Annotated in this window: 8 protein-coding genes; all 8 read left to right on the top strand. The window is 52.1% G+C overall.

What is annotated here, in order from left to right; all coding sequences use genetic code 11:
• Positions 1-134 precede the first annotated feature (134 nt).
• The 8 genes from addB to CHI14_RS17765 all read left to right on the top strand — a co-directional run bounded on the left by addB (position 135) and on the right by CHI14_RS17765 (position 14,885).
• A complete protein-coding gene (gene addB / locus CHI14_RS17730) occupies positions 135-3,638 on the top strand; it encodes a helicase-exonuclease AddAB subunit AddB (RefSeq protein ID WP_095289867.1) in 3,504 nt (1,167 codons plus the stop codon).
• Complete coding sequence (gene addA / locus CHI14_RS17735) at positions 3,635-7,900, top strand: helicase-exonuclease AddAB subunit AddA (RefSeq protein ID WP_095289868.1); 4,266 nt, start codon at positions 3,635-3,637, stop codon at positions 7,898-7,900. Before addB ends, addA begins: the two co-directional genes overlap by 4 nt.
• Before the next feature lie 207 nt (positions 7,901-8,107).
• Positions 8,108-9,295, top strand: coding sequence for an exonuclease SbcCD subunit D (locus CHI14_RS17740; RefSeq protein ID WP_095289870.1), 1,188 nt, complete (start codon positions 8,108-8,110; stop codon positions 9,293-9,295).
• Positions 9,292-12,711 carry an AAA family ATPase gene (locus CHI14_RS17745; RefSeq protein ID WP_095289872.1) on the top strand — a complete coding sequence of 1,140 codons (3,420 nt, stop codon included), beginning with the start codon at positions 9,292-9,294 and terminating at the stop codon, positions 12,709-12,711. The genes CHI14_RS17740 and CHI14_RS17745 overlap by 4 nt, the downstream gene beginning before the upstream one ends.
• Positions 12,712-13,085: 374 nt before the next feature.
• Complete coding sequence (locus tag CHI14_RS17750; protein ID WP_095289874.1) at positions 13,086-13,439, top strand: hypothetical protein; 354 nt, start codon at positions 13,086-13,088, stop codon at positions 13,437-13,439.
• A 276-nt stretch (positions 13,440-13,715) separates the two neighbouring features.
• Positions 13,716-14,078, top strand: a complete 363-nt coding sequence (locus tag CHI14_RS17755) for a histidine triad nucleotide-binding protein (protein WP_095289876.1) — start codon at positions 13,716-13,718, stop codon at positions 14,076-14,078.
• Between the two features lie 174 nt (positions 14,079-14,252).
• Entirely contained in the window at positions 14,253-14,426 is a 174-nt protein-coding gene (gene rpsU / locus CHI14_RS17760) for a 30S ribosomal protein S21 (protein ID WP_005547957.1), read from the top strand.
• Between the two features lie 15 nt (positions 14,427-14,441).
• A complete protein-coding gene (locus CHI14_RS17765; protein WP_095289878.1) occupies positions 14,442-14,885 on the top strand; it encodes a GatB/YqeY domain-containing protein in 444 nt (147 codons plus the stop codon).
• Positions 14,886-14,898: the final 13 nt, after the last annotated feature.

Consider the following 14,898-nt stretch of genomic DNA (forward strand, 5'->3'; position numbering starts at 1 on the left):
AAGCTGTGGGCTTGTTTTGTGTTACAGGAAATCATTTGCCTTTACCGGATTGTGGCAAACGTATGTTCCGAACCAGGTCAGATATGTTATACTGGGAACTAAAATCTTGTTCGTGATGGTTTGGAGGATTAGACATGTCTGTACGCTTTATTATTGGCCGGGCAGGCAGCGGCAAGACGACGCTGATTACCCGGGAAATTACGTCTTTGCTTCAAAAGGAACCTCAAGGCAAACCACTCATATGGTTGGTTCCGGAACAAAGCTCGTTTCGCACCGAGCAGGCTCTGGTTTCTTCTGGCGCGATCAAAGGCACCATGCGTGCAGAAGTATTGGGTTTTCGCCGATTAGCCTATCGTATCATGCAGGAAGCGGGTGGTTCTGCTCGGATTCCAATCGGGGCTGAGGGGAAGAAGATGCTGCTTTATAAAGTACTTCAGCGGCGCAAGGAAGAGTTGAAGCTTTTTGGCGCTTCGGGCAATCAATTGGGCTTTATAGGGCATTTAAATGATTTGTACAGTGAGTTTAAGCGTTATGAACTAGATCCCGGCTTGTTGGAAGAAGGCCTCTCGAATTGGAATACGTCTTCTTCAGCACCGATCCTGGGTGACAAGTTACATGATTTGCTTCTTATATATCGAGATTATGAACAGGAACTAACGGAACTCTACATCGATGATGAAGACACACTGACAGAACTGAACGAACGTTTGGCAGAGAGTGAGCTTCTTCAGGATGCACAAATCTGGATTGACGGTTTTCAGGGCTTTACACCACAGGAAATGAGCGTAATTGGGAGACTGATGCTTCAGTCCTCTTCAGTAACCATTACGTTGACCTTGGATCGGCCATATGATCATGGGGCACTGCCCAGCGAATTGGATCTGTTCCATCCAACAGCGAGCGCATATGCGCGGCTCAAGGGTATGGCTGAGGATCTGGGAGTTATGAGCGAAACGACAGTGCTGCAGCCGGATGTTTTACCAAGATATGAGCACAGCCCTGGTTTGGCCCATCTGGAGTCTGGGTTCGACCGACGGATTCGTTGGAAAAGTGATGGCCGCGATGCAGGCGTGAAGTTATACGCAGCCGAAAATCGCCGGGCTGAGATGGAAGGTGCACTGCGTGAAATGCGCAGATTGGCTCAGGAGGAAGGCGTGCGTTACCGGGACATGGCCGTACTCGTTCGTCAGCTGGATGCCTACGCTGATATTGCCGAGCCACTATTCAGGGACTATGATGTGCCCGTTTTCCTGGATCGCAGAAGAAGTGAGCTTCATCATCCGCTCTCCGAATTCATTCGTTCTGCAATTGATGTCGTTCGTCGCCGCTGGCGTTACGAAGATGTATTTCGCTGTGTCAAAACGGATCTGCTGCTTCCACGTGATGGTTCCATCACTCGTGAAGATATGGACCAGCTCGAAAATTATATACTCGCGTGTGGAATTCACGGATACCGCTGGACCGACGGCAAGCCTTGGAAATACGTCCCGAGTCTGTCTCTGGAAGACAATGGACAGGACGGCCGAAGCCGAGGGCGGGAACAAATGCTGTCGCTTATGGAGAAATGCCGAACGGTTATTACGGATCCGATGGCTGCGTTTGAGAAACGCATGATCAAGGCTAAGACGGCAAGAGAACAGTGTGCTGCACTTTATGGACTGCTCGAAGACGCAGAAATTCCCTGGAAGCTCGAAATGATGTCTGCTGAGGCAACAGCTCAGGGCGATCCGGAGCGTTCGCGGGAACATCGTCAGATGTGGGGAGCTGTCCTGGATCTGCTGGACCAGATGGTGGATATGATGGGAGCCGAAAGACTGGACATCGATCTGTTTGCAGGCCTGATGGAGACGGGGTTGACTGAGCTGAAGCTGGGACTTGTTCCGCCGGCGTTGGATCAGGTGCTGGTCGGTTCCATGGACCGGACGCGGCTGCAGGATATCCAGTATGTATTCATCCTGGGAGCCGTTGACGGTGAACTGCCGGCTGTGCCGCAGGAAGATGGCGTGTTAACGGAGCAGGAGCGGGAGCTGCTGACCGAAAGAGGTCTCGGTCTCGGACCTGGAACAACAAGACGAATGCTGGACGAGCGTTTCCTGATCTATACCGCCTTGACTGCTGCAAGTAAGCAGTTGTGGTTGAGTTACCCTGTGGCGGATGATGAGGGCAAAACGCTTTTGCCTTCGGAAATTGTGAGACATGTACGAAAGATGTTCGGATTGAATGAAGTGCCACTTCTTGCACAGCCGCCAGTAACGGGTTGGGAAGAAGCTCACTGGCCTTACGTTATTCATCCAGAGCAGAGTCTGTCGGTTCTGATTGGGCAGCTGCGCAGATGGCGCAGGGGTGAAGAGATTCCTGAACTCTGGTGGTCGGTCTACAACTGGCACTGCTCCAATGAGAGTCTCAGACCACAGCTGGAGCGATTGCTGGGCTCCATTTTTTATCGCAATCGTGCATTGCCTCTTCGTACTTCGACAAGCCGCCGATTGTATGGCACGGAGGTGCGGACAAGTGTTTCGCGAATGGAACGATTCGTGGCGTGTCCATTCTCCCATTTTGCCTCGCATGGGTTGCGTTTGAAAGAGCGTCAGCTATATCGTCTTCAAGCTCCGGACATTGGGCAGCTGTTCCATGCTGCGCTGAGTCAGCTGGCAATAAGACTGCGTGAAGAGAACCGCAGCTGGGGCAGCCTCTCTCCGGAACAATGCCGCAAGGAAGCGGAGCAAACGGTGGATCAGATTGCCCCGCAGCTTCAGGGCGAGATTCTGCTGAGCACGAAGCGTTACGGCTACATTTTCCGCAAACTGAAGGATATTGTAAGCCGGGCTTCGGTCATTTTGGGTGAGCAATCCAGACGGGGGAGTTTTGAACCTATTGGTCTGGAGCTGGACTTTGGGCCAGGCAAACCCTTGCCGCCTCTTCGTTTCGAACTGGAGAACGGGTGTGTGATGGAGATTGTGGGCCGGATTGACCGGGTTGATGTGGCCGAGGGAGAAAATGGACTTTTGCTTCGGGTTATTGACTATAAATCAAGCCAGACGGATCTCAAATTGCATGAAGTGTACTACGGACTGTCCCTACAGATGCTTACGTATCTGGAAGTGCTGCTTAGTGCTGCCGAAGAGTGGCTGGGAGAATCGGCGATGCCTGGAGGAACACTGTATTTCCATGTGCATAACCCATTGCTGCAATCTGCGAACGGCATGACCTCAGAACAGGCGGGACAGGAATTGCTGAAACGCTTCAAAATGAAGGGCTTGCTTCTGGCAGATCGTGATGCCATCGCACAGATGGATAACACGCTGGATAAAGGCTACTCGGCCATTATTCCTGTTGCACTCAAGGCGGACGGCAGTTTCTATAGCAGCGCAGCGGTAGCTACGCCAGACCAATGGGACACGCTGCTCGCGTCTGTTCGAAGCAATATTCGGGAGATCGGGACCCGGATTACGGAAGGGGATGTGGCCATAGAGCCTTACCGCATTCAGCAGGAGGTTGCATGCACATTCTGTCCGTTTAAACCTGTCTGTCAATTTGATGAGAATATTGAAGGCAATGAATATAATCTGTTGTCCAAACCGGGCAAACAGCAAATCTGGGACATGCTGTCACACAACAAGGGAGGGGAGACGTCATGACGAATATGCCAAAACCGGAAGGCAGCTTCTGGAGCGATGACCAGTGGAGTGCAATTTCCCAGAGTGGCGAAGACATTCTCGTTGCTGCAGCAGCGGGGTCGGGTAAAACAGCCGTGTTGGTCGAACGGATTATTCGTAAAATAGCCGATCCTTCTCGTGGTTTCAGTGTGGATCGATTGTTGGTGGCTACCTTTACGAAGGCAGCAGCTGCTGAGATGAAGCAGCGTATACGGGAAGCACTTGAACGTGCACTCGAAGAAGAGCCTGAGGAAGAGCATTTGCGCAAACAGTTATCGCTGCTTGGGCGCGCTTCAATCACAACGCTGCATTCATTTTGTATGGAAGTCATCCGCCGGTACTATCAGCAAATTCCGCTTAACCCGGCTTTTCGGATATTGAACGAGAATGAAGCCGAAATGCTGCGTCAGGAGCTCCTGGAAGAGCTGTTTGAAGATAAATACGGGGAAGAAGGCGAAGGCAGCACATTCCGTGAGCTTGTGGACTGGTTCAGCGGCGAACGGAACGATGATGCCATGCACCGGCTTGTGCAGCGCCTGTATGATTTCTCGCGCAGTCACTCCTGGCCGGATCACTGGCTCGCGGAAATGGCGTCTGCATTTCAAGTGGAAAGTGTAGAGGCCCTTGGTCATTCAGCATGGGTACAGAGCATTTTACGTGATGCCGCACTTACCCTGAGCGGTGCAGCGGGGCTCTTGCGTCAAGGTATTGGCATTGCGTTGCAGCCGGAAGGGCCTAAACCGTACGCGGATACCTTAAAGGAAGATCTGGCCATGGTGGAGGAGCTCCAATCTGCAGTGGAGGTTATGCCATGGGAGAGACTGCCTGAAGTATTTCAGCCCGCAGCTTTTGGCAAGCTGAAACCCTGCAAAAAAGATCAAACCGATCCGGCGCTGCAGGAACAAGTGAAGGAACTTCGGGAGGCTGCAAAAAAGGCAGTCACCGATTTGAAAGGCTCGCTCTTTGGCCGGAGTGCATTTTCCTTCTGGCAGGAGCTGGAGCAGGCTGCTCCGCTCATGCAGGAACTGTCCAAACTTGTAAGTGAGTTCGGCGAACGTTACAAGCGGGCCAAACAAGAACGTGGGCAGGTTGATTTTAGCGATCTGGAACATTATTGTCTTCACATTTTGCGTCATGAGGATTCCACGCCAGAGCTCTCCATGCCTTCAGATGCTGCAATGGAATACAGGGCTCGTTTCGATGAAGTGCTCCTGGATGAATATCAGGATACCAATACCGTTCAGGAAGATATCGTAAAGCTCATTTCCAGGGAGAATCCGGGCAATCGCTTTATGGTAGGAGATGTGAAACAAAGTATTTATCGTTTCCGCTTGGCTGAACCGGGGCTATTTCTGAATAAATACCGTCAGTACAACTCTGGCACCCAAAGCGATGAAGGAGAAGGGAGCACGCGGCGTGCAGGCAGACGTATTGACCTGGCACGTAACTTCCGCAGTCGTGCTGAGGTTGTTCATTCGGTAAATATGCTGTTTCGGCAGCTCATGAATGAGGGCGTAGCAGAGATCGCTTATGACGAACGGGCCCAGCTTGCCTACGGGGCTTCGTTTCCACCAGAAACCGAGGGAGATGAGGCTTATACCCCGGAACTGCTTCTGATTGACCGACAAGGCGGGGGACCGGATCTGGGCGAGAGTGTCGATGAAAATGGAGATCAGCTGGCGTCGGCTGAACTGGAAAGTGCCGAACTGGAAACGGCTCAACTGGAAGCACGGGCCATGGCTCGGCGCATTCGGGAGATCGTTGGCGATACCGATCAGCCTGCGCTGAATGTGTATGATAAGGCGTTAAAAACAATGCGTCCTGCCCGTTACGGCGACATTGTCATCCTGCTGCGCTCTGCCTTGATGTGGGCTCCGTTAATGATCGAAGAATTCAGGCAGCAGGGAATTCCGGCCGGAGGGGAGCAGAGCAAGGGTTATTTTCAGGCAACGGAAGTGGAGATCATGTTATCCCTGCTTCAGATCGTGGACAACCCACGGCAGGATATTCCGCTTGCTTCAGTCCTTCGTTCACCAATTGTGGGCTTAAATGAAGAGGATTTGGCACAAATTCGCCTGGGGGATAAAAGGCAGTCTTTCTATGAAGCAGTTGTATCTGCTGTCCAGATCGGACAAGTGCCCAATGATGATTCGTCCGCAGTACAGATGCAATGGCCGGAAGTGTGGTCAGAACTGGAACAGGCCAAGCAAGAGGCTGCAGTTGCAGCAGAGTCCGGGGTGCTTGAGCGGCAATCTTTGAATGAGGATAGTGAAAATGAAGGTAATCAGGATGATTCAGGAGATTACTCAGCCAATGCAGGATCGGAATTAAAGCAGAAATTAATTCATTTTATGGGCCAGCTGGAGCAATGGAGGCTAGAGGCACGTCAAGGCAGTCTAAGTGAACTCATTTGGCGTATATACAGGGAGACTGGCTATTTGGACTGGGTAGGAGGTCTTCCGGGAGGTATACAGCGTCAAAGCAACCTAAAAGCCCTGTATGACCGTGCACGTCAATATGAAGAATCGACGTCCAATCGGGGATTGTTCCGCTTTTTGACCTATGTCTCCAGACTTCGCGAGAATGGTGGGGATCTCGGAACAGTGGCGGGATCGGGCGAACAGGACAATGCGGTCCGAATCATGACCATTCACCGGAGTAAGGGGTTGGAGTTTCCGGTTGTATTTGTGGCTGGCATCTCCAAAATGTTCAACCAGCAGGATCTGAATGCACCGTTCTTGATGCACAAGGAGCTTGGGTTCGGGCCGAGATTTGTGGATCGGGAAAATAGGGTGGCTTATCCCACACTAGCTAATCTCGCCATTCGACGCAGAGCCCAGTTTGAGCTGCTGGCTGAGGAGATGCGGGTACTGTATGTTGCACTGACTCGGCCCAAGGAGAAAATGATTCTGGTTGGGACGGTTAAGGATGCTGCCAAAAAAGCAGCCGCCTGGTCACAGATCAAAGACAGTTCGGAACTGATTCTGCCGGATTACCTGCTCGCGGCAGGACGAAGTTATCTGGATTGGATCGGACCGTCTCTAATTCGCCATCCGTCGGCAGCTTCATTACGCGAACTGGCTGGTGTACAAGACTCCTATGCTGCATGCCTGATGGATGATGAATCACGCTGGAGCATTTCCATTATGTCTGCCGATTGGGTATCCAGGGAGACCTTTGTGGATTCAAAACATGGTGAGGAAGACGAATTGGCAGAAGCTCGCCAAGAGCGAATGAACGCGCTGCAAGCTGTGAGACCGGTAATTTTACATTCATCCACAATCCATGGCGAGATGGTTAGAGATTCGCAAGATGAACCTTCACGAGAAGACGTGAAAGTTGATCGGGTCGTAACGGAAACCGAATGGATGCAAAACGTAGAGCGTCGCCTATCATGGACATACCCATATGAGGCGACAACCCGGGTAGCAGCGAGCACGTCCGTCTCAGAATTAAAGACAATGCTTGCAATACAGGACCATCAGCCTCTCCATGTGATGGAAGAGCTGGAAAGACAAATGGATGATGCGGAGGTTCTCGAAAACCCGCAGTCAGAAGATAAAGTCAGTGAAGCACGTCTTGATCGGACGGATGTCACGAATGAGCATTCCTTCAAATTGCATTTGCGTCGCCCGAAGTTTATGGAAGAGAAACAGTTGACGGGGGCTGAACGCGGGACCGTGTATCATACGTTGATGCAGCATTTACCTTTGGATGGAACGAATGTGGATGCCGCGATTGTTGAACAGACGCTTGCAAGACTGACCACACTTCAGATATTGCTGCCTCATCAGGCAGAAGTGATTGAACCTGAACATTTGGCTCAATTCTTTCAGACGGAACCAGGCACGGAGCTGCTGCGAGCTGACTGGGTAAAACGGGAGATTCCTTTTATCTATGGACTTCCAGCAGAGCATTCTCCCGCCGAATGGGTGCAGCATCTGTCATCAAATGCGGGAATGCAATCCCTGGATGAAGATAGCGGACTACAGGCCTCGCTCGAGAATGAAACCGTACTTGTACAGGGGATCATTGATTGCCTCTACGAGGTGGACGGTGAGCTTACGCTGCTGGATTACAAAACGGATCGGGTGCTGGAACATCGCGGAGGATTAAATGAACTGACCAGAAACTATCGTTTTCAGCTAGAGCTGTATGGCCGGGCGATTGAAGATATTTTGGGGCGCAAGGTAGATCGGAAGTGGCTGTACTTCTTTGATGGTGGACATGTAGTAGAACTTTAATGGAGCATCTTGCAACGGAAGATATATTCGTTGTATGTGCTTGTGATGAACGATGAAAATCACGAAGGGGACGAATCGCTTTCTTGGAAACGATGGTGTCCCCTTTGTTTCCGCATTGGCTAGTGCCATTCAGGGAACGAGCTGCCAATATTTAGGACTAGGTGCTCTTATGATTACGTTTTTGTAGGGAGAGGGGATGAACGGAATATGCGTATTTTGCACACCGGGGACTGGCATTTGGGAAAAACATTGGAAGGAAGAAGCAGGCTGCGTGAGCAGGAGGATTTCGTCGATGAACTTGTTAGACTGGCAGATGAGCAGCAGGCTGATGCAGTGTTGATGGCTGGTGACGTGTATGATTCGGTCAATCCGCCTGCTTCGGCAGAGCAGCTGTTTTACGAAGCGGCAGCCAGGCTTACCGAGCGGGGAAGACCACTGGTAGTCATTGCAGGTAACCATGATCAGCCGGAACGGGTATCCTCTGTGACACCGCTTGTAAACAGACAGGGGATTACACTTGTGGGTATGCCGACGGCGGAAGCGGTGACTATTCATGCGCCTAGAACAGGCGAGACTGCCAAAATTGCTGCTCTGCCCTATCCTTCAGAGGCAAGGCTTAATGAAGTTCTCACCACGGATGGTGATGAAAACGTGCTTCGCCAAGCTTATAGCCGCCGGGTGGGCATGCTCATGCAGCGTCTGGCTAACTCATTTGGTCCGGATACGGTGAATTTGGCGATGAGTCACATTTATGTGCTGGGCGGGGTTGAAAGCGATTCGGAGCGCCCAATTCAGGTGGGCGGGGCTTATACCGTAGATCCATCTTCACTATCGATCGGTGCCCAATATACAGCACTCGGACACCTTCATCGCGCTCAGGCTGTGAAGGGGGACGGCGTGATCCGGTATAGCGGATCGCCGCTGGCCTATAGCTTCTCGGAAGCAGGACAGAGCAAATCCGTAACGATGGTGGATTTGGCGCCAGGCGGCGGAACTCCGAATGTAGAAGAAGTGCTATTATCCTGTGGACGCCCACTTGTGCGCTGGAAGGCACGCGGAGGTCTGGCCGAGGTGTATCGCTGGTTGGAAGAAGGAAGAGACCCCCAAGCATTCATTGATATGGAAGTATGGCTGGACGATGCCATGTCACTCAAAGAGATCCAGCAATTGCGCAAGTCCCATGATGGCATTATTCATATCCGTCCGGTGTATCCGGAGATGGCCGCTGCTGGATTGCTGGAGCAGCGTTCCGAGCTGCCTGTGCATGAATTGTTCCGCAAGTTCTACCAGCGTCAGACGGGCGGGGCACAGCCGGAGGACAGTCTGGTACAGCTGTTCCTTGAGCTGGTGGACGAGGACGAGCCAGGCGTGCGTGAGGAGGTCGAAGGAAGATGAAGCCGATTTTATTAAAAGTGGCCGGGTTGCAAAGTTATCGTGAGGCTCAGGAGATTGATTTTACGGTACTGACCGAAACCGGATTATTCGGAATTTTCGGCCCAACGGGCAGTGGAAAATCTTCGCTGCTGGATGCCATCACCCTTGCCATGTACGGGAAGGTGGAGCGGGCGGTTAACGGGACTCAGGGGATTATGAATCATGCTGAGGATGCCCTCGCAGTCGCTTTTACCTTCGAACTGTCGTCAGCTGAAGGAGCGCGAAGATTTCGGGTGGAACGGCGTTTTAAGCGGAATAACGAAATATCGGTAAGCAATACGATCAGCAAATTTATTGAGACCGTAAACGGAGAGGAACAGGTGCTCGCTGACAAGCTAGCCGATGTGAACCGCTGTGTGGAGGAAGTGATCGGGCTCAAAATGGATGATTTTACGCGGGCCGTAGTGCTTCCTCAAGGAAAATTCGCTGAGTTTCTATCGCTGAAAGGCAGTGAACGACGCCAGATGCTGCAGCGGCTGTTTCATTTGGAAAAGTACGGGGATCAGCTTGCCATTAAGCTCAGCAGGCGCGTGAAGGATAACGATATGGTTCATCAAGCGCTCTTGGCAGAGCAGCAGGGTCTTGGCAATGCAAGCCAAGAAACGTTGGAAGAAACCAAACGCCTTCTGCAGGAGACCGTGAAGCATGCGGAGCTCTCCCGTCAGACACTGGACGAAGCTGCGAAGGAAGCGGAGCAGCTGGGTAAAATACGTGAATTAAGTCTTGAACGCCAGAAGCGTCTGGATGAACAACATAAGCTCAAAGCTCTCGAACCGCAAATCGAAACCGGGGAGCAGCGCTTGAAACAGTCGAGCTCAGCAGATACCATTTTGCCTGCGCTTCAGACGATGCGGGATGCAGTTACCCAGCAGAAGCTGCGACAAACTGCAGCTTCTGCTGCACATGAAGAAGCCGTGGAACACGAACGATTAGCTGTGCTTGAAGCAGAAAAGGCCGAAACGGCACGTGTACAGCTGGCAGAGGGCGAACCCAAGCTGCTGCTTCGGCTGGAGCAGTTGGAACAGGCCAAAGAGCTGCAGCGGGAACGGGACAGTCTTCAGGAGGACAGCGCACGTTTGAAGCAGCTTCTGGAGAAAGGACAGGCTGAGCAGGAAGTTCATGGACAGCAGCTGGAGAAGGAAAAAGAATTGCAGCAGCGTGGACGAAAACGGCGGGAAGAACTGCAGGAAAGTCTGAAGCCGAATGAAGTCAAGTCAGAGGAGCGAAGACAACTGCAAGCTGCGCTGGAGCTTCGGCATCGGCTGGATACGGCAGCAGAGCAGCTGCGTCAGAATCAGGCCGAGATGGAGACGTACAAGCAGGCTGCCAATTTGGCAGAAAGCAAACTTCAGTTCGCAATAGGCGAAGAGGAACGCCTGAAAGAACAGCGGAAGCTGTTGATTGAACAGGCGTCGGCGGGTCTGGAGGCCATGCTTGCCTGTGAGCAGGACATCGGCCGTGAACAAAGCGTGCTGGCCGGGGCGGAGGAGCAGCTGCGCGGCTCGATGCGCGAGCAGGAGCTGCACCGGCTCTCCTCCGCCTTGCGCGCCGAGCTGCGTGACGGCGAGCCATGCCCGGTGTGCGGCTCCGCACACCACCCGCTCCCGGCTGCGCCGCCGGGAGAAGGTCCGCACGCAGGCGATGCGGACCTGGAACTGCTGCGCAGCCTGCAGGCAGAGCTGCAGGAGCTGCGCTTCGGGCTGCGCCAGCAGCTGCACGAACGTCGCAGCCTGCTGACGCAGCTTGGCGCCGCGGCCGGCGAAGCACCGGCCGCAGCCGAGGCTGCGCCTGCGGCAGCGGAGCAAGAGTCCGCAGGTTCGCCCGCACACGGGCACTCACCTGCGGACTGGGCGGCGCGTGCCGCTGCGCTGCGCGAGACCGCGCGTGCGCTGGCTGTCGCAGCAGCGCAAGTGCAAGCGGAAGCCGCCGCGTTGCAGCAGGCGGCTGTGGGTGCGCAGCAGCGCCGCATGGAGGCGGCAGCCGCGCAGGAGGCCGGCCGTGCCGGTCTCGTCCAGGCAGAGCGCAAGTTGGCCGAAAGCGAGGCAGCAGCGGCGGCATTGCAAGGCCGCTGGGCCGCAGAACTGCCCGGCATCGCCCCAGAGGAGGCTGTCGCCCTTCATCAGGCGATGCAGGAACGCGATGCACGTGCCGAAGACATCAAGGAACGGCTGAACAAGAGTGTCACGTTTTTGGAAGCAAAGGAACAGTCCGTACAGTCCCTCCAACAAAAGCTGGTTGAACTGGACAAACAGCTGATCCAGTGGCAAACCGAGTGGCAGGGAAACCGTAAACAGCTGGCCGAGAAGGAAGAACGACTGCGCCAGTGGGTGGGCGAACAACGTGTAGAAGAGCTCATCGCTGTCACGCAGTCACAGCTGGATGGGCTGCGAAAAGCAGCAGCCGACTCGGCCCGGCGCTTCAAGGAATCGGATAACCTGAAACAGGAGTCTGCCAAGAAGGACGTTATGGCCAGACAGGCCCTGACTTCAGCATCGGAGCATCTGGAGCAGGCGCAGGCACGCTGGCAGCAATTGCTTGATCAATCTCCATTTGACTCTGACCAAGCCGTTCTGGAGGCAGCAATTCCTGCAGACGAGGCTGAGCGACTGGCAGCAGAGATTCAGCATCATCGTGAAAGGGAACGTGAGCTGGTTTCCCAGCTGCGTGAACTGGAGCAAAAGCTGGGTGGTGCGGAAGTGTCCGAAGAGCAGTGGTTAGCCTGCACAGAACGTCTGAAGTTACGACGGGCTGAGGATGAAGCTGCGCTAAGTGCGAAGGCTCGTGCAGAACGGGATCTGGAAGATGTTCAGCAGCGTCACGTTCGCTGGACCGAATTGGAGAACAAACGGGTGGAAGTGAGTCATCACGGGGAGCAGCTCAGCAAACTGCAGGCAGCATTCAGAGGCAATGCATTTGTAGAGTATATTGCAGAAGAGCAGCTCATGCAGGTTAGCCAAGCTGCGTCACAGCGTTTGCGTTTTCTTACGAAGCAGCGCTATTCACTCGAGGTGGATTCGGGCGGTGGATTTGTCATCTGCGATGATGCCAACGGCGGAGTTAAGCGTCCGGTATCCACTTTATCTGGTGGAGAGACCTTCTTGACCTCGTTGTCCCTGGCACTCGCCTTGTCCGCACAGATTCAGCTGCGCGGCCAGTACCCGCTTCAATTCTTCTTCCTGGATGAAGGATTTGGAACATTGGACCCGGATCTGCTGGATACGGTCATTACATCGCTCGAGAAATTGCATGATGATCGTTTGGCAGTCGGGGTCATCAGCCACGTACCGGAACTGCGGGCTCGTCTGCCGCGCAAGCTGGTTGTTATTCCTGCGAGCGAAGCAGGAGGCGGTTCACGGGTAGTATTGGAGAGTCTCTAATATACGGATTTTCTTTGCCTGCTCCGAAAGCTAATAAAGCGATCTGACTTTAACAGCAGGAGAACCGATATTGACTTGCTTCTACTGTAAATCAAGAGGATATTTAAGTTTAATTCTTGTAAATTGGAGTGAGTTACCTCACAGATACAGGTTCAACCAGCTGTTATACTACAGTCAAGCCGACATACCTTATGTAAAGTACCCCGGCGGACGTTTGATCAGGAAGCCTCCCGGTCAGACGTCCGCGGCAGCTGATTTCATTCGAAATCCGCTCATGGGGTACTTCTTTTTTTGCCCTGTTCCTTTAGTGTCAATTCGCCCAGATCTGAATACCATGAAAGGGTGATGAAGCACGATAAGGGAGGCGTACCGAAGTGGAGAAGTTGGAAGCGAAGAAGATCTGTAAGGAACACATTCATCGTTATGTATGTGTACAGATGAAGGATGGAAGTCATTATGACGGTATTATGGAAAATGTGGATGACGACATGATTTATTTGGCAGTGCCTGTCGGTCCTGAAGCCGCGCATCATGCAAATTGGGGACCAAACGCGATGCCGGGAGCAGGTTATCCTGCATCTCATGCTCGTGGATTTTATCCGGGGTACGGTTACCCGTATCCATATCCCTATCCCTATCCATACTATGGCTACGGCCGCAGACGTTTTAACAGATTGGTGCTTCCCTTGATCGGGCTGACTGCATTAACACTGCTGCCATACTATTAATGAAGGACTGAAAGTCGGATTAGGATTTTAAACAATCATAAGGACCATTCTTATCCTGGCAACATGCTGCTGCCTACCTGGATGTAGAAAGGTCTTTTTTTTGTGCTATTGATCAACGAATAAAGAATGAGAATTGTACGGAGTATTTAATGGCATGCTAGCGCAGGCTAGCTTATTAAGTTTAACTATTTTCCATGTAAGATTGGACGTCACTTTTCACTTACGGTATGATAGAGAGGCATACATAAATCTTCAAATCAAAGGAGGGTATGAACAATGGATTGCTTGTTTTGCAAGATTGTAGAGGGCAGCATTCCCTCCAATAAAGTTTTGGAGAATGAACATGTGGTTGTCTTTCACGACATCCAGCCCGCTGCACCGACACATGTCCTCGTTATTCCGAAAAAACATATTGCTTCCATGAATGATGTGACAGCAGATGATATAGCACTGATTGGTGAGGTTCATCTGGCAGCACAGGAAGCAGCGAAACGCCTTGGGGTTGATGAGTCCGGTTATCGTTTGATTAATAACTGCGGCAAAGATGGTGAACAAACGGTCCACCACCTGCACTATCATCTGCTTGGAGGCACCAGACTCGGTGCGCTGACAAGCCTATCGGATTCGCACAAATCATAATGGATCCTGTGCTCTACATCTCCTGTTCAATGGAGGAAAACGAAGCACTGTGATTCGCATAAATAAAGTGATCATTACGTTAAGGTTGACACCTTTATTACCTTTCGCCTATAATGAAAGGTGATGAACCGTGTTATTGCTCTTGGACGGTCTGGTCGGAGGGAGGGAAAACTGGTGTCTGAAACTAAAGTTCGCAAAAACGAGACTATTGATGCTGCACTTCGTCGCTTTAAACGTTCCATCGCTAAAGATGGCGTCTTGGCTGAGGTGAAGAAACGTAAGCATTATGAGAAGCCAAGCGTAAAGCGCAAGAAAAAGTCCGAGGCTGCTCGTAAGAGAAAGTTTTAGGAGGATTTGAACAACATGAATCTTAGCGAACGATTGAACGAAGATATGAAGCAAGCGATGAAGAGCAAGGACAAGTTCAAGCTCTCCACCATTCGGTTGATTCGTTCGACGATCAAGAATCTTGAAATAGATTTGAAAAGAACTTTGGATGACAACGAAGTGCTTGATATCCTGAGTCGTGAAATCAAACAGCGCAAAGATGCCCTCCAAGAATTTGACAAAGCGGGCCGTGAAGAACTCGCGGCAAATGCAAAAGCGGAAATTGATATAATTGGTCAGTACCTTCCCGCACAGCTTACCGAAGAAGAAATTAAAGTTATTGTACAGCAGACCATCCAGGAAACCGGTGCTTCTTCGAAAGCCGAGATGGGGAAAGTCATGGCGGCCCTTATGCCGAAAGTTAAAGGCAAAGCGGACGGCAAACTGGTTAATCAAGCAGTTCAACAATTTCTGCAATAAAGCAATCAATGAA

It is taken from the genome of Paenibacillus sp. 7516, from assembly GCF_002272715.1.
Lineage (GTDB): Bacteria > Bacillota > Bacilli > Paenibacillales > Paenibacillaceae > Paenibacillus > Paenibacillus illinoisensis_A.